Below are 17,325 nucleotides of genomic sequence, written 5' to 3'. Positions count from 1 at the left end.
ATCATCAAATAGCACTTCCTTGCAACAGGGGAGACTCATAGCGTTCGCGGCATCGGGACTCTGAAGGAGCCGTTCGATGATCTGCCGCCGCACCCTTATGGCCGGTCTCGGGGCCGGCCTCGCTCTTGGCCCCCTGGCTGGCGCGCGCGCCCAGGGCACGCCCGTCACGATCCGGATGGGATCGCTCAAGCTGATCCACTCGATCGCGCCGAGTTTCTACGAGCGCTTCACTCCCGCGGGCGTGACGGTGGAGGTGGTGCCCTTCGAGAGCCCGACGGAATGCAAGAACGCCGTTGTCACCAAGTCGGTTGATTTCGGCACCTTCGGCATCGCTGCCGCGACGCTGGGAGCCGCCGCGGGCGAGCCGCTCGTGGTGATCGCCTCCACCTGCAACCGCGGGATGGCGGTGATCGCTAAGAAGGATTCGGACATCCGCGCCATCAAGGACCTGCGGGGCAAGCGGGTCGCGATCTGGCCCGGCAGCACCCAGGAGGTCTTCGTCCTCGAACGGATGCGCATGGAGGGACTGTCCGTGAAGGACATCACCCCCGTGCGGATCTCGTTCTCGGAGATGCACATCGCGTTGGCCCGCGGCGACATCGACGCCTATGTTGGCGCCGAGCCAGGTCCCGGCGTCAGCCTCGCCTCGGGCATCGGCCAGCTCGTCGAGTATCCTTACGGCACCGAGATGGGAGCGCTGAACATGGTGTTCGGCGCCCACCGCGACACATTGGCCGAGCGCCCGGACCTCGTCCGGACCATGCTGGAGATCCACCGCAAGGCCACGGATTTTGCCGCCGGCGACCGCAACGCGATGATCGCCATGGCCGTGGCCAAGCTCGGGCAGAAGCGCGAGGCGCTGGAGCTCTCAGCCCCGAACGTGGAGCTGACCTGGCGCCTCGGTCCGGACGAAGTCCGACAGGCCGGGGCCTACGCCCAGCACATGCTGGCGCTCAAGCAGATCAAGCGCCTGCCGGAGCCCGGCTTCATCGACACCCGCTTCGTCGAAGCGATGGGGCGAGCGTGAGCACCGGGATCGAGGCCGGCGCCCTGCCGGCGTCGCCGGTCGGATCGACATCCAGGCCCGCGGCCAGGACCGGGGCCGGGCTCGCACGCCTGCGCCGGTTGGGACTGGCCAGCGTGGTGCCGGCTTTGCTCGTCACCGTCTGGCAGGTGGCCACCGCAGGCCGGCCCTTTAGCCTGATCCCGCCGCCCGCCGAGGTCTGGGCGGAGATGCAGGATCTCGCGATCGGCGGCGTCAACGACGACGCCTTCAGCGGCACACTGTGGACGCACCTCGCGGCGTCGCTCGGCCGCGTCTACGGCGGCTTCGCGCTGGCCGCCGCCGCAGCCCTACCGCTCGGCCTGCTGATCGGGCGCGTCCCGCTTGTCCGGGCGCTCCTCGATCCAGTCCTGCAAGTCCTGCGGCCCGTCCCGGTCACCGCGTGGCTGCCGCTGGCGATGATCCTGTTTGGCCTTGGTCCGCGCTCAGCCTTCTTTCTCGTCTTCCTCGGAGCGTTCTATCCGATCTTGGTCAACACCGTGTTCGGGGTGCGCTCGGTGGAGCCGCGCCTGTTCGAGGCGGCCGCAATGCTGGGCTGCACCGGGCCGGCGCAGTTCGCCCGGGTGGTTCTGCCGGCCGCCCTGCCGTCGATCTTCACCGGTCTCCGGCTGGGCCTGGGCTTCGCCTGGGTGGTGATCGTGGTTGGCGAGATGACCGGCGTTCAGACCGGCCTCGGCGCGATCATCATGGAGGCGCGCCAGCTGTCGCGCACCGAGATCGTAATCTGCGGCATGGCGGTGATCGGGGTCGCGGGCTTCGTCTCCGATTGGCTGGTCATGCAGCTCGGCCGTCGGCTGCTCGCATGGAGCCCCAACCATGGCTGATCCCTCGATCCCGATCCTCGACCTGCGCGCGGTATCGAAGACTTACACAGCGGGCGGTCGCTGGACCGAGGCCCTGCGCGAGGCGAACCTCACCGTCGCTCGGGGCGAGTTCGTCTGCCTGCTCGGCGCTTCGGGCTGTGGGAAGTCGACGCTGCTACGAGTCGCCGCCGGCTTCGAGGCGCCGAGTTCCGGGCAGGCCCTAATGTGGGGCAAGCCGATCGCGGGGCCGGGGCCGAGCCGCGGCATGGTCTTCCAGGATTATGGCCTGTTTCCGTGGCTCACCGTGCGCGACAACATCGGCTTCGGCCCGAAGGCGCGCGGGCGGCCCACAGCCGAAGTGCGCGACGTCGCTGAGCGGTACATCTCGCTCGTTGGTCTCCAGGCCTTCGCCGACGCCTATCCGCACCAGCTCTCGGGTGGGATGAAGCAGCGGGTCGCCATCGCCCGGGTGCTCGCCAACGAGGCCGAGGTCGTGCTGATGGACGAGCCCTTCGGGGCGCTGGACGCCATGACCCGCGAGCGGTTGCAGGACGAGCTGCTCGACCTCTGGTCGCGCACCGGGCTGACGATCCTGTTCGTCACCCATGCCATCGAGGAGGCCATCTTCCTGGCCGACCGCATCGTGATGATGTCGCCCGGTCCCGGCCGGATCGAGGCGGTGCACGCGATCGACCTGAAGCGGCGGCGCGATGTGTCGAGCCCGGCCTTCAACGACCTGCGCCGAATGCTGGCCGCGCAACTTCATAGTCACCACGCGCCGCGGGCGGCTGCCTGATGGACCTCACGTTCGACGACCCTCGCAGGCCCGAGAACCGTCTGGCCTACCGCGCCGCCGTCGACCGCCCTCGGCTCACCTTGCCCGAAGGCAAGCACGTCGCCGTGTGGCCGGTGGTCAATGTCGAGCACTGGCTGATCGACCATCCGATGCCGCGCCAGATCCTGGTGCCGCCGACCGCCGCGAGCCTGCTGCCCGACCTGCCGAACTGGGCGTGGCACGAGTACGGGATGCGGGTCGGCTTCTGGCGCTTCCTCGAGGCTTTTTCCAGCCGTGGCATCCGCCCGACCCTGTCGATCAACGGTTCGGTCTGCAGAGCCTATCCCCGCATCGCCGAAGCCGCCCATGCGGCGGGCTGGGAGTTCATGGCCCACGGCTTCCATCAGGTCCCGACCCACCGGGTCGAGGACCAGCCCGAGATGATTGCGCGCACGGTCGCGGCGATCGCGGAGGTCACCGGGCGTCCGCCGCGCGGCTGGCTCGGCCCGGGCCTCACCGAGACCCTCGATACGCCCGATCATCTGCACGCGGCCGGCATCGAATACGTCGGCGATTTCGTGGTCGACGATCGCCCCTGTCGCGTGGCGACGCGCACCGGGTCCCTCGTAGCGCTGCCCTACTCCGTCGAGTTGAACGACATTCCGCTGCTAGCAATCCAGCACCACCGGGCCGACGAGTTCGTAGATCGGGCGCTGGCCAACCTCGACCGCCTCGCAACCGAGGCCGCAGGTCCCGGTCCGCTCGGCGGCGCCAAGGTGATGAGCTTCGCGATCCATCCCTACATCACCGGCGTTCCACACCGCATCGGCCTGTTGGAACGGCTGCTAGACGCCCTGGTCGCGCGCAGCGACACGGTTTTCATGCAGGGGACCGAGATCCTCGACTGGTATCTCGGTTCTGGTGACGAATCCTGAACCCCCGAGCCGGCCAAAGACGAGGAGAGCCGCAGTGCCCCCCTTCCCGATGATCCCGCACCTGCACGCAGCTTATGCGGCGGGCCTGGACCCGCGCGAAGTAGTGTCCGAGTGCTACCGGCGACTCGTGACAGTCGATGATCCCGGAATCTTCCTCGCGTTGGTGCCGGAGACGGAGGCTCAAGCCGAAGCGGCTGCGCTCCCGCCTTTCGACCCCGCGGCGATGCCGCTCTGGGGCGTGCCCTTCGCCGTGAAGGACAACATCGACGTGGCCGGCCTGCCGACCACTGCGGCCTGCCCGGATTTCGCCTACACCCCCACCGAGACCGCGCACGCTGTTGCACGGCTCCGCGCGGCCGGGGCGATCCTGATCGGCAAGACCAATCTCGACCAGTTCGCCACCGGGCTCGTCGGCCTGCGCACCCCCCATCCTGCCCCGCGCAATGCCATCGACCCAGCCTATGTGCCCGGGGGCTCTAGCAGTGGTTCAGCAGTCGCGGTCGCCCACGGGATCGTGTCGTTCGCGCTCGGGACCGACACGGCGGGGTCGGGCCGGGTGCCGGCAGGGCTCAACAACGTCGTCGGGCTGAAGCCGTCCCTCGGCGCGATCTCCAGCCGCGGGATGCTCCCGGCCTGCCGCACCCTCGACACGCTCTCGGTCTTCGCCGGTACTGTCGCCGACGCCGATGCGGCCTTCCGCGCCATGCTGGGTCCAGACGCGATGGATCCCTGGTCGCGGGTGCTGCCCGTGGCTCCCGTCCCCGCGGGGCTCCCGCCGGGCCTGCGCCTCGGGCTCCCGGATGCGGCAAGCCTGCGCTTCGGTGGCGACAACCTTTCGGAGGCGGCCTTCGCTGCTTCCGTCGCCGACCTTGAAACGCTTGCCGGCGCAGCGGCGCGGGTCGACCTGAGCCTGATGTTCGCCGTGGCGGCGCTGCTCTACGACGGACCGTGGGTCGCAGAGCGCTACGCAGCGATCCGCCCGGTGATGGAGACGCGCCCCGGGATCCTGCACCCCACCACGCGGGCGGTGATCGGCGCCGCCGAACGCTACAGCGCCGCGGACGCTTTCGCGGGCCTTTACCGCTTGGCGGATCTGCGCCGGGATGCGGATGCCGTCTGGGAGCACGTCGACGTGTTGGCAGTGCCGACCTATCCGCGCCCACAGACCTGCGCGGCCGTCGCGGCGGACCCGATCGGCCCCAACAGCGAGCTCGGGACCTACACCAACTTCGTCAACCTGCTCGACTGGTGCGCCCTCGCGGTCCCGGGGCGGAAACGGGAAGACGGCTTTCCCGCAGGGATCACTCTGCTCGCGCCGCGCGGGTCGGACGGCCTCCTCGCCGCTCTCGGCTCGCGCCTGCACGCGGCCTCCGCTGAGCGGATCGGCGCCAGCACGATGGCTGTTCCGGCGGTGGAGCCGGGTCCAGCCCGGGCGGGGCCGGGCGAGATTGAGCTGGCGGTCGTCGGCGCGCATCTCTCGGGCCTGCCGCTGAACCGCGAGCTGACTGAGCGCGGCGCCCGCTACCTGCGCGCTGTGACGACCGGGCCGGATTACCGCCTCTACGCCCTGCCGGGCGGGCCGCCGCAGCGCCCAGGTCTACTCCGGGTGGCCGCAGGCGAAGGCAGCCGCATCGAGACGGAGGTCTGGGCGCTGCCGCCCGCCGCTTTCGGTGATTTCGTGGCTGCCATCCCGACGCCCCTCGGCATCGGCACCCTGTGGCTCGCCGACGGGACAGCACCGAAGGGCTTTCTCGTCGAGGCGGCTGGCATCGCAGGTGCGGTCGACATCACGCAGTTCGGCGGCTGGCGCAGCTACGTGGCCGGTGCCGCCGCGGCCTAACAGACCTGCTGCTTCTATGAAGTCCATGGACACAAAGGATCGGCCACGCACCTTGCTTATCAAGGCCGACGATCCTGATTGATATGAATAGCCTGTCTTGGCTACCTCACGCGATAAAATCGCGGTGCGCGCGGTGCCTGTGCAGCCAAGTCCTGGCGTAGCCGCACAGGGGTACAATCCGCTCACCGCTTGCCCGGGCCTGAGCCACCACGCCTTCCATGAGCCGTCCAGCAGCTCCGGTGCCTCGCAAGGCAGGTGGTGCGTAGACGTAGCTGATGATGAGGCAGCCTGCTTCGCGCTGGTAATCTGCAAACACAACTGCATCTCCGGCCACCAGCTCGAAGCGGCTTTGGTCGACGTTGTTGCGCACCAAGTCCGTCATGCTCTTCCCTCGCCTGACATCAAGCGGAGCGCGTTTTACCACCTCCGGCCGGATTGAAACGCCATAGTTCTCGTCGGTGTCCGGCCTATCACTCCATCTCAAGGCCACGATAATTGGACTGGATTTGCGTGCTGTGGAAATTGTTGGGCTGGAAACCCCTGTCGCCGGCTTGGGCGGCAGGCTCTCCGTCCCGATCATCTAACAGCGCAACGATCCGCTCCACGACATCGAGCGCGAGCTCCGCGAGCTGCTCGAACTCCTCTCGCGGAATGGCTTTGGCCATCACCCGACGGCTGGTGGGAAATGGAACGACATTGCTCATGATCAGCCCCAGGCCTTCACGGCTTCCATGAGGAGATCGCGATCCCGGATCGCCCCCTCGCATAAGATTTCGTCCTTGATGCGCAGGCTTAGAGCTTCGTCGCGCTGCCAGTCGTCCTGAGGCTTTCGCAGGCGCACCTCATCGGCGATGCGGTCACGGATCAGGGCCGCACGCGAGGCTTCCTGCTCAGCAAGATTGCCAGCTGCATTCGGACGCACGCCGACGATTGGGTCATGGCTCTCTGCGAACGGCTGACAGCCTACCGCGAGCCACTGGTTGTGGATCGCCTCGAATACGTCGAAGAGATTGCTGAGCTGGGTGATGCCCAAGCCGCTCAAATCTACAGCGTCAGCCTGCGTCTTGGCCAACGGCATGGGTCGAGGCGCGGCCGGGTCCTCGGTTTTCCGTCCCAGAACACGCGCGGCCGAGGCGCCCACATCAGCTGCGCGGTCCCGGAGAGAGGGGCGTGAGGTGGCAGGTGCCTTCCTAGCGGAGGACTTGGTCATGGTCCTCTCCCTCACGCGAGAGGGAGGTAGCCGTAGGCGAACATGCCCCCGGCGATGATGAGAGCCGCGGCCAAAGCCTCGCCAGCGAGATCCAGGAAGCGCCGGGCACGGACGTGCGCCGTGTCGGGGCGAATAGGAGCTACAGCCTCCCACGGCTCGATGGCGCCAGGCATCGGCTCATTCGGCAGGATGGGGGTACGGCGTTCGGTCGGAAGCTCGCGGACTGTGTCGATCACGACCGGCCGGCGAATTGGGACTGGCTGGCTGAAGTCTGGGATGTCTGTAAAGGGGCAAGAAGGCGAGCGCGGGCGTTCACCGGCGCGCGCCGGTGCTGTAGGCTTACTGGTAGCCATGATCGTCTCCGAAGGACGTGTCTGGTGAGGGCCGTTTCGGGGTGCCAGCCCCGTTGCGGCCCGTATTTTATGCGCGTATAAAATAGGTATGTCAATTAATGCGCGCAAAAAATCGACGCGTGGCCGCCCCTCTGTTGACAGCGAGGAGGTCCGCGCGCGCATGCACCGGCCAATGCTAGACGCGCTCGATGGTTGGATTGCAGATCAACCAGAGCCAAAACCTTCTCGGCCCGACGCCGTCCGAGAGGTCGTTTCTGAGCACCTAAAGGCAAAGGGCTACCTGAAATGAAGGGCTCTCACACTGAGCCCGACAAGCTGATCGAGGTCGCCAGGCTAGCGACGGCGATCGCCGACCGCATCCTTGAGCAGCATGCCGCCGGGACGACGATCCCGCCGGAGCAGTTCATTATGATGGTCCGGGCCGCTCGGATGCTTCAGAATAATCAGGCTCCCTGGCCCCCGTCGGTGGAGCAAGTTCTGATTGAAGTCGCCAAGCGCGCCGAGCGGGTCGAGGAAAGCTCCAACGCTTCCCCAGCCGCGTCTGTCGGCGACGAGGTTGTGGGGCACCTGTCGCAGTTCCTGGGCGCCGTTAAGCGTCGCGCCGGGGCCAGCAGATGAACACGGCATCGCTCTTCGTCACAGACGGACCCATCAGCCGGGGATATGTGCAGCACCGCGAGGATCTGGAGCGCGCCACTTGATACGCATCGCGACCGCATCCGCAGATCCACGTCCCGAAACCGAAGAAGTCGATCCACCGATGGCAAATGACGATACGCTCGCGAAGGCCCTGGCCAGCGTGAGGCATCAGCGCGAGACCCTTGAGGCCGAGTACGAGCGGATGAGTGGCGAGCTGACGAAGCTCCGTATGGCCGAGCGGTCGCTCGCATCGATCGTTGAAGGCACGTCGATGGACGAGCATTCCGACGAACAGCCGAAGCGCCACCGCGCTCCCGCGGAAGACGGTCAACCTCGTGCCACTCGTGGTCCCCGTGGCCCCCGGGCCAACTCTGCCAAGGGACGCTTGAAAGCGCTCCTGGAGGAAGCCGGGTCCGAGGGGCTGACGCACGCTGAAATCACCGAGCGCCTGACGGACGTGGCAGCCAACACCTTGGCCACGTACCTCAGCGTGATGTCGACGAGCGGCGAATTGGTGCGGAATGGCGACTTCTACCGGACGGGCACCCCAGCCACGGCTTTAGTGAACGATGACCCTGAAAACGAAGAGGTTGAGGGCGCGGAGTCTGATCCGTCGGACGATGAGCCTGCCCAGGCTGCAGAGTAGCGGAGCAGCACACGCGCAGCGATGCTGGGAGGGACGGGATGTAGGACGACGACAGCGAGTTCGAGCACTCCTCGCTGTCCGGAGCTTTTACCCGAGATGACATCGAGGTCGATGTCGAGATTTACCGCTTCGCCAGCAAGTAGGACCGCTGGCAGCTCGCGATCGTCGCCCTCGGTGGACGCCACCGCCCGTTGCCGCGACGGCGATTGGAGCTTCAGCCAGCACCGACAGGGCACGTGCTCGCACCACGGCGGCGTGGGATTCTGGATCTCCGCGGGCCGCGACTGCTATTAGGCCTCGATGGCTCAGCCCTTAAGCTGCTTGTTGCACGCCGAGTAGTAGCCGCCGCCCTTCTGGATCCACTTGGCGTCGCCGAGCGTGCCTGCGGCTTTGGCCGCGTTGTAGCTGTCCAGGCAGGTGTGCATCCGAGCCTTGCCGGCCGACTCCTTGGCGTACTTCGGATCGATCGCCCGGGGGTATGCGGCGGATCCCGGAGAAGGCGCCGGCGCGGCGCGAGAAGCTGACGTTGTCGGCGCTGGGGCGGGTGCAGCGGTCTTGGTGGCGCCCGGCGCTACCGGGTTCGGCACGGTGTTCGTCGCCGCATCCGGAGCCGCCCCGCACTCGGCCTTGCGGAAGTCGTTCCACTTCTGACCGTTGAGCGTCCCGGCCTGCTTTGCGGCCTGGTACTTTACCGAGCAGTCCTTGGTGGACAGAGCCATTGCAGGCGTGGCGAAGCCGGCAGCCGCGAGGGAGAGTAGGGCAGCGGATAAGACGGGGCGGATCATGGCGGGCAGTCTCCAGCGCGCTGCGTGGCGGTATCGCCCGGTGAAGCTATCGCGGGCGCGACGCGCCGGGAAGGCGCTCGGCCTCGCGCTCCCCATCGTCGCTGGCTCGTGCGGCCCAGCGCACGCGCAGCACCTCACCGGTGAGCGCTTCTACGAGATCTGCCACGATCAAGCCTCGGCCGAATGGGAGGTCGCCGGACAGTGGGTCTGTCCCAGCTTCATCCGAGGCCTCATAGACGGAGCTCGGCTGCAGGGGATGCGGGATGCGGCAGGAGCGCCCGAGGGCCAAGCCCATAAGCCGATGATCTGCGATCCTCAGACCGCTGCGGCCCAGGATGCCATCATGCTGGTGCTGTGCTACCTCGAAACCCGCCCCGAGAGCCGACCACTCCCGGCAGCGATCGTGGTGAGCCAGGCGCTGGGCGAGGCCTGGCCGTGCAGACCGTGAGAGGCAAGCCAATGGGCTGCAGCCTTTCCTGACGCTGGCGGAAGTGATCTGCTGGCCTTCGTCGCCTCTGCGATCGCGGCTGGCGAGCCAATTGGCGGCGCTTTGACCGCTACCGTCGGCAACGCTGCTCATGCTACCGGCGGATCATGAAGCCGATCGCGATCTCCATCTTGACCGTCTGCGGCATCCCGGAGTTGGTCGAGCACGAGGCCCGGCAGGTCACGCACGTGCTCTCGATCCTCGATCCGGAGGAGCCCGAACCGGCCGCGCTCGTGCGCTTTGCCCCGCATCACCGGACGACGCTGCGTTTCCACGACGCGATCGAGCCCGGACCCGATGTGATCTTGCCGGAGGCCTCGCACGTCGCCGAGATCCTGTCGTTCGGGCGCGATCTCGCGGCGTCCGCAGCCGGCCGTCGGAAGGGCCATCTCCTCGTTCACTGCCATGCGGGGATCTCACGCTCGACCGCAGCACTCACGATGCTGCTGGCCCAGGTCTACCCAGATCAGAGCGCGGACACTCTGCTGTCACGGGTGCTCGACATGCGCGCGAAGGCTTGGCCGAACCTCCGCATGATGGAGTTCGCCGACGAGCAGCTGGGCCGCGGTGGCGAACTCGTCCGAGCCGCCGGCCGGATCTATCGACATCAGGTCGAGATACGCAGCCACATCGCCGACTTCATGCGCCAGCATCACCGCGGGCGTGAGGTTGATCTCGCGGAACGGTCCTGACCAGAGGCTTGCCGGCCCGGCGCGGGTCTACCGCTCGTTCGTCCCGGAACCACCTTCAGCCCCGCCGGCATCCGCCGCGCGGGGCTTTTCTGTATCCGCGGCCGCGATACAATGCTCACGGATCCTGCCCCGCCACCCCTCGGGGCTCGGATCTGGACAAGCCCGCCCGGGGCCCACCGGCGCGGGCTTTTTCGTGCCGCGATCCCGGCGCGGGACGCCGCCGCCGAACCTCCGCCACGCCCCGGTAACCGTCCGGTCTCATCCTGCTGCCGAGCCGCATTGCGTATCGGCTCACTGAGGTGAGGCATTCGAGACCCATGCCGCCGCATAGCAAGCCGCTAGCTCCCATCGATCGAGGCGAAAAATCTGGCCGGCTTGCAACGAGCGAGATGATCAAGACGCTGAGCCCGGAGACAGGCAGCGTTGAGGGCGTCGTGCGCCGGATCGAGCAGGTCGGGATCATTGTGGCCCGGGGGCATCAGGAGTCCGGCATGCGAACTGCTGACGTCCAGGCATGGCACATCGGCTTCAAAGCGGGGATGAGCCTCGAACTCGGAGATTACATGCGCCGCTTTTGATCAGCCGACTTCCGCCCCGCTCCGTGAGCAGATCGGGGCGGGGCCGAGCGGAAGCAATGACAGTTATGATCCTTTGCAGCGTCGGGCTTAATGGACTACGTCTCGCGAACGCTTCCTTCGCGCAAACGAGACAGCGCGAGTTGATCTAGTTTTCGTCCTCCATGGAAAGGGGCGCTGCGTCGTGCGCATCCGCTGCCATAACAAAATTGGGCTGGGCTCGTAGATCCAGAAGTTTGGCTCTTAAGGATTTCCGATTATAGACCTTGAAGTGGAGCTGCTGGCTAGAATGCCTGCATTGTAGGTTGAATTGCGGTCGCTCGATGCCACACCACTCGGCGACTGCCGCCATCGTTTCGCCGAGAATGAGCCAAGCCCGCGCGCATGCATCAACGACATCTTCATCGATACCGGGAAGTCGCCAGTATCTCTCAACACAAGGTAGCGAGTCTTCATCTTCTGCTAGAAAGCCTAAGAAATCTCCATTCACTGCCAAGGCACGGATGAATGCTCCCATGGCATCATCGCTGTCTTCGTTTGGATTAACCGGGAAGTTGAGCCCGAGCTTTATGCCGCGGCCTTCCGTAATACCGAGCGACCCTGAGCTTTCGAGGGCTAGCATACCGTGATGAACGACGTAGTCACGATTTTTGAACAGATGGCGGAGTAAAGGGTCCGCCGATAATTTCTCACCAAATGGTTCAAACCAATCTTTGAAGCCACTCTCATTCTGTAACGCCTTGCGCACAAGTGGGACGATTTCCTTAATGGCCTTGATGAACACGTTGAGATGCCACCGAAAAGGCTCGGCTTGGTGGTAGTATCGCTCTAATCCATGTATCCAGAAGTGCGCTTCTTGGAAACGATCAAAGGCCGGCTCAAGCCGATCTAAAGTGCTGTTCTTGGTCACGATGACGAGCCGCCTTCGGTTTGCGCTTGTTTAGTCACCCGGGCGCTCTGGCAAGCTCCGCCTTATCCTCGCGCGCGCCTGCCTTGATGCACCGACGCTTCTGCGTCCTCAAGGTCAGCCTCTCGGCGCCGATCTTGGCGGTTTCGGGCTCGTCGGATGCGTTGAGCGCTATGATGAGCGCTCGAAGGTAGCCGCGGTCACATACGGGGGTGCGGCTGTGCGTGAACCCGTTCATAACTCTCCTGGACGGCGAGCGAGCGGCGCCCAGTCCGTGTAGCTTGCGCCTCGTGTTGCGAACGGAGGTCGCCTGTGGCCGGCGAGATTGAAGCGTACCTGAACGCGCGCCTTGCTTTCGAGGAATGCCGGACCGAGATTGAGACAATCGCGGACGAGATTGTTCGTGTAGGCGCCCTCATAAAAAAGGATCCGGCGCGTATTTGTTTCAGCGACACCGAGAACGACCTCCCTCCTGGAAGTTTTAGCGGGCAGAAATATCCGGCATCGGACTGGAAATCAGCATCTGAGCTTCAAAACCTCTTGGTGCGGTTCCATGCTGCTCGTGCGAATCTACGTGCAGCATGGACAGTAGTGCCTCCGGCTCTTAGAAGCGGCCTGCAGCCTCCTCCTACTGGTGTACTGCCACCTCAACAATTCGGGAGAAAAGAGCACGATTGAACGTCGGGCTTTAGATGTCCGATCACTCGTTCATTGCCTTCATTGATGAATCGGGCCACGAGGGTGATCCGGAGAAGGCTGGCGCGTCTGAATTTTTGATTATATCTGCGGTTGTAGTTCGATCAGTGGCCCAGCAGTGCGTAACCGATGTGTGGGATCTAGCTAGGCGACACGCGAAAAAATCACCAACCTGGGATTGGAAATCGTTTAAAGACATTTCTTCGCCTGGGCACAAGTTTTTAATATCGCGCCTGATTAGCGATTTGCCGGTAAGAATTGTGGCTGTAATAGCCCACAAGCCTACCATAAATTATCTTGGAAAGACTGGTAAGTTCGGCGATCTTTATTTTTATTTATCGCACCTGCTGCTCGAACGGATCTCCTGGGTTTGCCGCGAGACTTTTCCGCTCTATCCATCCGGCGACGGAACGGTAAAAATAATATTCAGTGAACGCGCGAATCTAAGAATGGATACTTTTGCGGACTACGTAACGAAGATCAAGGTCGGAGAGTCTCGATACTTTTCAAATGTGGCTTGGGATTTCGTGGATCTCGCCAACATTCACACTCGGAGACATAAAGACTGCGACGGACTTCGTATAGCTGATTTTGTAGCAAGCTCTTTTGGCAGCGCAATTGAATATAAGCAATTTGATTTAACGGATGATCGATACATCATTCAAATGCGTCGGAAGATTTTTTCTCTCGGCAGAGAGATAAAGCATCATGGCATCAAGCTATTCCCGCCCGAATGCGAAGGGCCTCTCCCGATGGAGCCTCGAATGCGGTGGCTTAGTGCAGGCATCTAAATGATAAGCTCGACGGGTCGGTTCCTTCTTCCCCGCACCCACAGGCGCCCAAAGGCGCTTTGGGATGACCCGGTTGGGCACCCGTCGGCTGCCAAGAATCTAGTGAATTCAGCGTCGAAATTCAACGCTTCATGCCGCCGGCGCCTTGTCAAGTTAGGGTATGTCAGGCACTTGCCCGTAGCCCCTTTGAGCGTGCAATCTGCCCGCTCCGCTCGTTCAACTCCACCCGACTGTTGCACCAGAAGTCAAACCCCGCGACGTAGCCGGTGCAGGTGCAGCTCGTCGAAGCGTCACCCCGCAGATCGTTAACCACTGGTCGCTACCCCGCGGGCATGTCCGACCTCCCGCCCGCCGTCGCCTCATGGCGCGACCAGCTCGAACGCATCTCCGAGCGCGCCTCGCCCTGCCGCTACCTCACGCCGACGCAATGGGCGACGATGCGGGAATCGGCCATCGACTTCTGCGACCGGTTCGGCGCCGACGCGCTCGCGTTCGCGTGGACGGATCGGCAGCTGTTCGGGGTACACCCTGAGCACGGTACGCTCCGAGTGGATTACTGCGGTGCGCTGATGATCGCCGGCAACCGGGTTCAGGGTGTCGACGCTGACCGCATCATGTTTGAGCGGACGGCTGCACGGCGGGACAAGCCCGGCCAGGTCTGGGGCCTGCCGATCTGGGAGTTCAAGGCGAAGGTCAGCTGAAGCGCCTGAAAGCTTTCGCGTTCTCCGAACCGATCCACAGCCCTCCACCGGCATCGCTCGAGCCAGTGCTGCTCCCAGCTGAACCGCGCCGACCGATCTGGCATGTTCCATCTTCGTTCCAGAATGGAGGGAAGCGGTGGTGGGGCTCCTGCGCGATATTCAGCCCGGTCGGGTCTACGTGGATTGCTCGTCCTGCAAGCGGTCCGGCCGGTACACCGTCGCCAGCCTGCGGGAGCGGTTCGGCCCCGATCTCTCGACGCTCGACATGCTGCGCCACCTCACGGCCTCATGCCGCTACCAGCGCGCGCCCGGCTCGCCGCCGGCCCGGAAATACGAGCACTTGTGCCTGGCCGCGATCACGTTGCCGCCGCCGGCCCGGCCGGACATCCCTGTTCCGCCGGGCGTGCCCTACACGGTAGAAGTTTGGACAGAGACGGGCGGCGGCATCGAGGCCCAGCTCGCGATAATCTACCCGATCGACATGGCGCGGGCCGCGTTCCGGGTGGCGTGCGACCTGTGGCCCAAGCACGAGGTCACGCTTCGGGATCGATGCCGGATCGTGGAGAAGCGGGAGCGGCCAGAGGCGCCCACCAGAGCGGTGCCCGTCGCCAGCCTGCCTCCCTAATCGCGAGACCAGCCATTTTGAAGTGGGCAAATATCATGATCGCCAGCAAGAGGCGGCCGGGCAATTTAATCAGCTGCGCAAGGGTGTTTCTTCGGTCTGGCGCCCCTGCTCATTTTGGATTGTATCGCCGAAGTGCTCCTTTCGGCAGCGCGGCGCTAGTAGGCTTCACGGGCCATCACTCCCAGGTTCTTCTCCGGATCGGCGCCAGTCGCGGCTGCGGCCCTCGGCATGAGTTCTGGAAACAGGGCTGGGTGCCGCTGCAAGCGCCAGCGGTCGACAGCCTCCAGGCAGTACATGCCGGTATCTGGGTCCGGCCGCGGAAAGCCGCGGGTGAACAGCCGGACCTTGCACGCATCGAACTGCACGATGGTCAGGTGCATCCGGCGGGCGACCTTCTCGGCCGGGATATCGGCCGGGTCCACCGAAAACCGCACGTCCGGCGCGCGGGGTACGCTACGGGGCATCGGTTGAGGCAGCTTTCCGCAACTGCACCCTCGGCCCCTCGCCATTCTCCTGGATGAAGATGACGCCGACAGCGATCAGAATCGCCGAGATGGGGCTGCTGATCGCTTTGGCATCGCGGCGCTGGCCCATGGGTCCAGCGGGCATACTTAACCACCGCCCCGATTATTCATCTGAACGAGGAGGGTCAGGATCTCTTCAAAGCTCGGATCTCGTTTGACGCCATCCACAACGGCGGCTGTTGCGATTAAATCGCGTTGCAGGTCGGGATCTAATAAGGGCCACGCCAGGATCACGGCCGCTCCTAATTGGGCCAAGGCCACATTATCTTGTTCGCCGTGCGTGTCGATGAGTGCACGATCTTGATCGGCCATGGGGGCCTTCTGTTTGTCGTCAAACATACGGCAGCGGGATTGGACGTGCGAACGTACGAGACGGGGTCGAGGAGCACGCAGAACCAGTCTCAGACTTCAAATTAAGACACTGCCAGATTTCGAGTCGGCGCGGCTCTGCATGGCCAATTCGTCAACGATAGCCCTATCAATTGCCTCAATCTCAGCCTGAACGTTCTGAATACTTTCCTGCTGATCTACCGATCTGCGGCGATCCATCACCATTTCTTCGCGTATCTTTCGCAGGGCTTCGACCGGACTCAGCATAAATTGCTCCTTTCAGGACGGGCCGCCCTGGCTCTTGGCCGTTCTTCTTGATGATGACGACACCGGTGGTTCTGCGGGCGGCTTGTTAGGGCCGCCCATATCCCACCAATCAGCCGCTGACTTTTGCGGCGGGTGTCACGAGCGGAGGCGTCTGCTGGTGCTGCACGACGCGCCAGACCTCGTGCTCTAGCTGTCGGTAGGTCGAGGTGCAGTGCGCCTCGTACGTCTCACCGTCGCGGCTCGCCTTGGCACGGTAGGCGATCACGATGAGGCCTTCCTGCGGACGGCTGATCCGCTCGTCCGAGATCTCGATTTCAGCCCACCGCGGTGTGGACGCGACCGCCTCGATCGCCTGGGTCCCGCTGAGGACGAACGGCGGCTGTGGCAGGACCATGAGGCATTCCTCGTCGACGAGCTCGCGGTAGTGATCTGCGTCGCAGGTCCACAAGCTCTTCTCGAACGACCACACGCGATCATCGTCCACGGCGCTCTCCCTGGTTCTTCGAATTGTCGAGGAAAGCGGACCGCCGACACGTTCGTTCCGCCTGCGACTTGGCGCAGACGCGGTGGACACCGGGCAGAGCCGGAATGGCGTGATCTCGCGACGGCCGAACCTACGCGGTAAAGCTGGACGATGCCGACCGCCTCCTACCTCTCCCATTGCTCGCTCGCCGCCGAGATGATTATCAGCGAGCGGCGTTGACGAGCTCGTTCGCAGCGGTCTCGCGCTGCCCGGGATGACGTGATGCTTTTCGCGGGCAGGTAGCTGCAGCCCTCCTTCGCCAGGACAGCGGCAGCGATCGAATCCGGCTGGGAAGGGCCTGAGAAATGGTGACGGACTGATCGGGACTACCGTCCGAACCCATCAAAACCCAGGCCGGACCGATCTCGTGTAAGCTCTGCTTTGCCGCAAACCCAAGGTAGGCCACGATGGATGACGAGAAGGACCGGGTCGTTGACCCCAACGGACCGCCGCCTTGGATTCACCTGCTCACGCAGCAGCAACGCGACTGGCGGGCAAGGCAACACATGATGGGCCGCGATCCCGACTCATACATCCTGGAGCAGTTGGATGATGCCGGCGCTTGGCCGCCGAGAACCAAGCATCGCACCCGTCGCAAACCCCCGGCCCCCAGCCGCTCTTCTTGATGAAGATGACGCCGGCGGCTTCAAGGGCGGCTACCAGAGGCGCAGCAGGTAACCACCAGCCAGCACGATGACGGTGAGGGTTACGATCGAGAGGTAGAACCTCTTTGCCGCTTCGGTCCGAAGATTGGCACGGCGCTGATTAGTTCGAGGCCTGAAGGCAACGATCTTCGGATCCGACAGGTGCTGGGTCAGGCTGTCGGGCAGCCTACGCTTCGATCGTCCCATGCGTATGCTCACCTTCCTAGGACCTGTTCGCTTTCAGCGCTTCTTCCACAAGGGGGGATAGGGTCAGTGAACCGTCGGCCCGGAGTCGCCCACGAACGAAGCCATCCCCTCCTCGTCAGCCGCCGCGTAGAAGGCGCGATAGGCGTCCTTAGGGAGCGGGAACTGTTCATCCCAAACCGTCGACCAATCCTTCTCGTCGACGACCTCCAGTTGCCAGGGATCGTCGGTGTCGGCGTAGCGATAGATCTTCACGTCCACCGTCACCCCCCTCGCGTGTCACGCGGCCGGAGAGCAAGGCGTATTCTAT

The 17,325-nt window shown here is 64.3% G+C and carries 27 protein-coding genes; 15 read left to right on the top strand and 12 right to left on the bottom strand.

Annotated features, from left to right (window positions below):
• Positions 1 to 76: 76 nt before the first annotated feature.
• From MKK65_RS00990 to atzF, 5 genes are read left to right on the top strand one after another with little or no spacing between them, the layout of a single operon-like run.
• Positions 77 to 1,027 carry an ABC transporter substrate-binding protein gene (locus MKK65_RS00990; protein WP_243954534.1) on the top strand — a complete coding sequence of 317 codons (951 nt, stop codon included), beginning with the start codon at positions 77 to 79 and terminating at the stop codon, positions 1,025 to 1,027.
• On the top strand, positions 1,024 to 1,887 hold the full coding sequence (locus tag MKK65_RS00985; RefSeq protein ID WP_409565344.1) for an ABC transporter permease: 864 nt from the start codon (positions 1,024 to 1,026) through the stop codon (positions 1,885 to 1,887). Before MKK65_RS00990 ends, MKK65_RS00985 begins: the two co-directional genes overlap by 4 nt.
• Positions 1,880 to 2,662, top strand: a complete 783-nt coding sequence (locus MKK65_RS00980; RefSeq protein WP_243954532.1) for an ABC transporter ATP-binding protein — start codon at positions 1,880 to 1,882, stop codon at positions 2,660 to 2,662. The genes MKK65_RS00985 and MKK65_RS00980 overlap by 8 nt, the downstream gene beginning before the upstream one ends.
• Positions 2,662 to 3,576, top strand: coding sequence for a polysaccharide deacetylase family protein (locus MKK65_RS00975; protein ID WP_243954530.1), 915 nt, complete (start codon positions 2,662 to 2,664; stop codon positions 3,574 to 3,576). Before MKK65_RS00980 ends, MKK65_RS00975 begins: the two co-directional genes overlap by 1 nt.
• A gap of 49 nt (positions 3,577 to 3,625) precedes the next feature.
• Positions 3,626 to 5,416 carry an allophanate hydrolase gene (gene atzF / locus MKK65_RS00970; RefSeq protein ID WP_243954558.1) on the top strand — a complete coding sequence of 597 codons (1,791 nt, stop codon included), beginning with the start codon at positions 3,626 to 3,628 and terminating at the stop codon, positions 5,414 to 5,416.
• A gap of 106 nt (positions 5,417 to 5,522) precedes the next feature.
• On the opposite strand, the gene MKK65_RS00965 is transcribed toward atzF, so the two are convergent.
• The 4 genes from MKK65_RS00965 to MKK65_RS00950 form a co-directional block, all read right to left on the bottom strand.
• Positions 5,523 to 5,798 carry a GNAT family N-acetyltransferase gene (locus tag MKK65_RS00965; protein ID WP_243954528.1) on the bottom strand — a complete coding sequence of 92 codons (276 nt, stop codon included), beginning with the start codon at positions 5,796 to 5,798 and terminating at the stop codon, positions 5,523 to 5,525.
• 88 nt (positions 5,799 to 5,886) lie between these two features.
• Positions 5,887 to 6,120: a hypothetical protein gene (locus MKK65_RS00960; RefSeq protein ID WP_243954526.1), complete on the bottom strand. Its 234-nt coding sequence runs from the start codon at positions 6,118 to 6,120 to the stop codon at positions 5,887 to 5,889.
• A 2-nt stretch (positions 6,121 to 6,122) separates the two neighbouring features.
• On the bottom strand, positions 6,123 to 6,488 hold the full coding sequence (locus MKK65_RS00955; RefSeq protein WP_243954524.1) for a hypothetical protein: 366 nt from the start codon (positions 6,486 to 6,488) through the stop codon (positions 6,123 to 6,125).
• A gap of 149 nt (positions 6,489 to 6,637) precedes the next feature.
• Positions 6,638 to 6,799: a hypothetical protein gene (locus tag MKK65_RS00950; RefSeq protein ID WP_243954522.1), complete on the bottom strand. Its 162-nt coding sequence runs from the start codon at positions 6,797 to 6,799 to the stop codon at positions 6,638 to 6,640.
• 465 nt (positions 6,800 to 7,264) lie between these two features.
• Between MKK65_RS00950 and MKK65_RS00945 the strand changes: the two genes are divergently transcribed.
• The 3 genes from MKK65_RS00945 (at position 7,265) to MKK65_RS00935 (ending at position 8,558) form a co-directional block, all read left to right on the top strand.
• Positions 7,265 to 7,597 carry a hypothetical protein gene (locus MKK65_RS00945; RefSeq protein ID WP_243954520.1) on the top strand — a complete coding sequence of 111 codons (333 nt, stop codon included), beginning with the start codon at positions 7,265 to 7,267 and terminating at the stop codon, positions 7,595 to 7,597.
• A gap of 142 nt (positions 7,598 to 7,739) precedes the next feature.
• Positions 7,740 to 8,264, top strand: coding sequence for a hypothetical protein (locus MKK65_RS00940; protein ID WP_243954557.1), 525 nt, complete (start codon positions 7,740 to 7,742; stop codon positions 8,262 to 8,264).
• A gap of 21 nt (positions 8,265 to 8,285) precedes the next feature.
• The gene (locus MKK65_RS00935; protein ID WP_313902010.1) at positions 8,286 to 8,558 is read left to right on the top strand and encodes a DUF3761 domain-containing protein; all 273 of its coding nucleotides are present in this window, start codon (positions 8,286 to 8,288) and stop codon (positions 8,556 to 8,558) included.
• An 11-nt stretch (positions 8,559 to 8,569) separates the two neighbouring features.
• Here the strand turns inward: MKK65_RS00935 and MKK65_RS00930 are convergent, their stop codons facing one another.
• Positions 8,570 to 9,049: a hypothetical protein gene (locus tag MKK65_RS00930; protein WP_243954516.1), complete on the bottom strand. Its 480-nt coding sequence runs from the start codon at positions 9,047 to 9,049 to the stop codon at positions 8,570 to 8,572.
• Between MKK65_RS00930 and MKK65_RS00925 the strand changes: the two genes are divergently transcribed.
• The 3 genes from MKK65_RS00925 to MKK65_RS00915 all read left to right on the top strand — a co-directional run bounded on the left by MKK65_RS00925 (position 9,048) and on the right by MKK65_RS00915 (position 10,806).
• The gene (locus tag MKK65_RS00925; RefSeq protein WP_243954514.1) at positions 9,048 to 9,497 is read left to right on the top strand and encodes a Rap1a/Tai family immunity protein; all 450 of its coding nucleotides are present in this window, start codon (positions 9,048 to 9,050) and stop codon (positions 9,495 to 9,497) included. The genes MKK65_RS00930 and MKK65_RS00925 overlap by 2 nt on opposite strands.
• A 227-nt stretch (positions 9,498 to 9,724) precedes the next feature.
• Complete coding sequence (locus MKK65_RS00920) at positions 9,725 to 10,228, top strand: protein-tyrosine-phosphatase (RefSeq protein WP_313902009.1); 504 nt, start codon at positions 9,725 to 9,727, stop codon at positions 10,226 to 10,228.
• 389 nt (positions 10,229 to 10,617) lie between these two features.
• Positions 10,618 to 10,806 (top strand): hypothetical protein, encoded by a 189-nt coding sequence (locus MKK65_RS00915; protein ID WP_243954510.1) that lies wholly within the window; start codon positions 10,618 to 10,620, stop codon positions 10,804 to 10,806.
• A gap of 145 nt (positions 10,807 to 10,951) precedes the next feature.
• On the opposite strand, the gene MKK65_RS00910 is transcribed toward MKK65_RS00915, so the two are convergent.
• A complete protein-coding gene (locus MKK65_RS00910) occupies positions 10,952 to 11,713 on the bottom strand; it encodes a hypothetical protein (protein WP_243954508.1) in 762 nt (253 codons plus the stop codon).
• A 309-nt stretch (positions 11,714 to 12,022) separates the two neighbouring features.
• Between MKK65_RS00910 and MKK65_RS00905 the strand changes: the two genes are divergently transcribed.
• From MKK65_RS00905 to MKK65_RS00890, 4 genes are all read left to right on the top strand, one after another.
• Positions 12,023 to 12,388: a hypothetical protein gene (locus tag MKK65_RS00905; protein ID WP_243954507.1), complete on the top strand. Its 366-nt coding sequence runs from the start codon at positions 12,023 to 12,025 to the stop codon at positions 12,386 to 12,388.
• Between the two features lie 14 nt (positions 12,389 to 12,402).
• Positions 12,403 to 13,197, top strand: coding sequence for a DUF3800 domain-containing protein (locus MKK65_RS00900; protein ID WP_243954505.1), 795 nt, complete (start codon positions 12,403 to 12,405; stop codon positions 13,195 to 13,197).
• A 332-nt stretch (positions 13,198 to 13,529) separates the two neighbouring features.
• Positions 13,530 to 13,898, top strand: a complete 369-nt coding sequence (locus MKK65_RS00895; RefSeq protein ID WP_243954503.1) for a hypothetical protein — start codon at positions 13,530 to 13,532, stop codon at positions 13,896 to 13,898.
• A gap of 136 nt (positions 13,899 to 14,034) precedes the next feature.
• Positions 14,035 to 14,523 (top strand): hypothetical protein, encoded by a 489-nt coding sequence (locus MKK65_RS00890; RefSeq protein ID WP_243954501.1) that lies wholly within the window; start codon positions 14,035 to 14,037, stop codon positions 14,521 to 14,523.
• 155 nt (positions 14,524 to 14,678) lie between these two features.
• On the opposite strand, the gene MKK65_RS00885 is transcribed toward MKK65_RS00890, so the two are convergent.
• The 6 genes from MKK65_RS00885 to MKK65_RS00860 form a co-directional block, all read right to left on the bottom strand.
• Entirely contained in the window at positions 14,679 to 14,987 is a 309-nt protein-coding gene (locus tag MKK65_RS00885; RefSeq protein WP_243954499.1) for a hypothetical protein, read from the bottom strand.
• A gap of 147 nt (positions 14,988 to 15,134) precedes the next feature.
• Positions 15,135 to 15,359 carry a hypothetical protein gene (locus MKK65_RS00880; RefSeq protein WP_243954497.1) on the bottom strand — a complete coding sequence of 75 codons (225 nt, stop codon included), beginning with the start codon at positions 15,357 to 15,359 and terminating at the stop codon, positions 15,135 to 15,137.
• Positions 15,360 to 15,455: 96 nt separating this feature from the next.
• Positions 15,456 to 15,644, bottom strand: coding sequence for a hypothetical protein (locus MKK65_RS00875; RefSeq protein ID WP_243954495.1), 189 nt, complete (start codon positions 15,642 to 15,644; stop codon positions 15,456 to 15,458).
• A 109-nt stretch (positions 15,645 to 15,753) separates the two neighbouring features.
• Entirely contained in the window at positions 15,754 to 16,128 is a 375-nt protein-coding gene (locus tag MKK65_RS00870) for a DUF4440 domain-containing protein (RefSeq protein ID WP_243954493.1), read from the bottom strand.
• Between the two features lie 695 nt (positions 16,129 to 16,823).
• A complete protein-coding gene (locus MKK65_RS00865) occupies positions 16,824 to 17,018 on the bottom strand; it encodes a hypothetical protein (RefSeq protein WP_243954491.1) in 195 nt (64 codons plus the stop codon).
• Between the two features lie 63 nt (positions 17,019 to 17,081).
• The gene (locus MKK65_RS00860; protein ID WP_279596430.1) at positions 17,082 to 17,276 is read right to left on the bottom strand and encodes a hypothetical protein; all 195 of its coding nucleotides are present in this window, start codon (positions 17,274 to 17,276) and stop codon (positions 17,082 to 17,084) included.
• Positions 17,277 to 17,325 lie beyond the last annotated feature (49 nt).

This window comes from Methylobacterium sp. J-001, from assembly GCF_022829565.1.
GTDB lineage: Bacteria > Pseudomonadota > Alphaproteobacteria > Rhizobiales > Beijerinckiaceae > Methylobacterium.
The sequence above is the reverse complement of the archived record's forward strand: the minus strand, read 5'-3'. Positions and strand labels throughout refer to the sequence as shown.

What these genes read in the sequence shown, in the direction of transcription:
- MKK65_RS00990 (WP_243954534.1), top strand. Translation starts at nt 77, where the DNA reads ATGATCTGCCGCCGCACCCTTATGGCCGGTCTCGGGGCCGGCCTCGCT.
- MKK65_RS00980 (WP_243954532.1), top strand. Translation starts at nt 1,880, where the DNA reads ATGGCTGATCCCTCGATCCCGATCCTCGACCTGCGCGCGGTATCGAAG.
- MKK65_RS00975 (WP_243954530.1), top strand. Translation starts at nt 2,662, where the DNA reads ATGGACCTCACGTTCGACGACCCTCGCAGGCCCGAGAACCGTCTGGCC.
- atzF (WP_243954558.1), top strand. Translation starts at nt 3,626, where the DNA reads ATGATCCCGCACCTGCACGCAGCTTATGCGGCGGGCCTGGACCCGCGC.
- MKK65_RS00965 (WP_243954528.1), bottom strand. Translation starts at nt 5,798, where the DNA reads ATGACGGACTTGGTGCGCAACAACGTCGACCAAAGCCGCTTCGAGCTG.
- MKK65_RS00960 (WP_243954526.1), bottom strand. Translation starts at nt 6,120, where the DNA reads ATGAGCAATGTCGTTCCATTTCCCACCAGCCGTCGGGTGATGGCCAAA.
- MKK65_RS00950 (WP_243954522.1), bottom strand. Translation starts at nt 6,799, where the DNA reads ATGCCTGGCGCCATCGAGCCGTGGGAGGCTGTAGCTCCTATTCGCCCC.
- MKK65_RS00945 (WP_243954520.1), top strand. Translation starts at nt 7,265, where the DNA reads ATGAAGGGCTCTCACACTGAGCCCGACAAGCTGATCGAGGTCGCCAGG.
- MKK65_RS00940 (WP_243954557.1), top strand. Translation starts at nt 7,740, where the DNA reads ATGGCAAATGACGATACGCTCGCGAAGGCCCTGGCCAGCGTGAGGCAT.
- MKK65_RS00935 (WP_313902010.1), top strand. Translation starts at nt 8,286, where the DNA reads ATGCTGGGAGGGACGGGATGTAGGACGACGACAGCGAGTTCGAGCACT.
- MKK65_RS00925 (WP_243954514.1), top strand. Translation starts at nt 9,048, where the DNA reads ATGGCGGGCAGTCTCCAGCGCGCTGCGTGGCGGTATCGCCCGGTGAAG.
- MKK65_RS00930 (WP_243954516.1), bottom strand. Translation starts at nt 9,049, where the DNA reads ATGATCCGCCCCGTCTTATCCGCTGCCCTACTCTCCCTCGCGGCTGCC.
- MKK65_RS00915 (WP_243954510.1), top strand. Translation starts at nt 10,618, where the DNA reads ATGATCAAGACGCTGAGCCCGGAGACAGGCAGCGTTGAGGGCGTCGTG.
- MKK65_RS00900 (WP_243954505.1), top strand. Translation starts at nt 12,403, where the DNA reads ATGTCCGATCACTCGTTCATTGCCTTCATTGATGAATCGGGCCACGAG.
- MKK65_RS00895 (WP_243954503.1), top strand. Translation starts at nt 13,530, where the DNA reads ATGTCCGACCTCCCGCCCGCCGTCGCCTCATGGCGCGACCAGCTCGAA.
- MKK65_RS00885 (WP_243954499.1), bottom strand. Translation starts at nt 14,987, where the DNA reads ATGCCCCGTAGCGTACCCCGCGCGCCGGACGTGCGGTTTTCGGTGGAC.
- MKK65_RS00880 (WP_243954497.1), bottom strand. Translation starts at nt 15,359, where the DNA reads ATGGCCGATCAAGATCGTGCACTCATCGACACGCACGGCGAACAAGAT.
- MKK65_RS00875 (WP_243954495.1), bottom strand. Translation starts at nt 15,644, where the DNA reads ATGCTGAGTCCGGTCGAAGCCCTGCGAAAGATACGCGAAGAAATGGTG.
- MKK65_RS00865 (WP_243954491.1), bottom strand. Translation starts at nt 17,018, where the DNA reads ATGGGACGATCGAAGCGTAGGCTGCCCGACAGCCTGACCCAGCACCTG.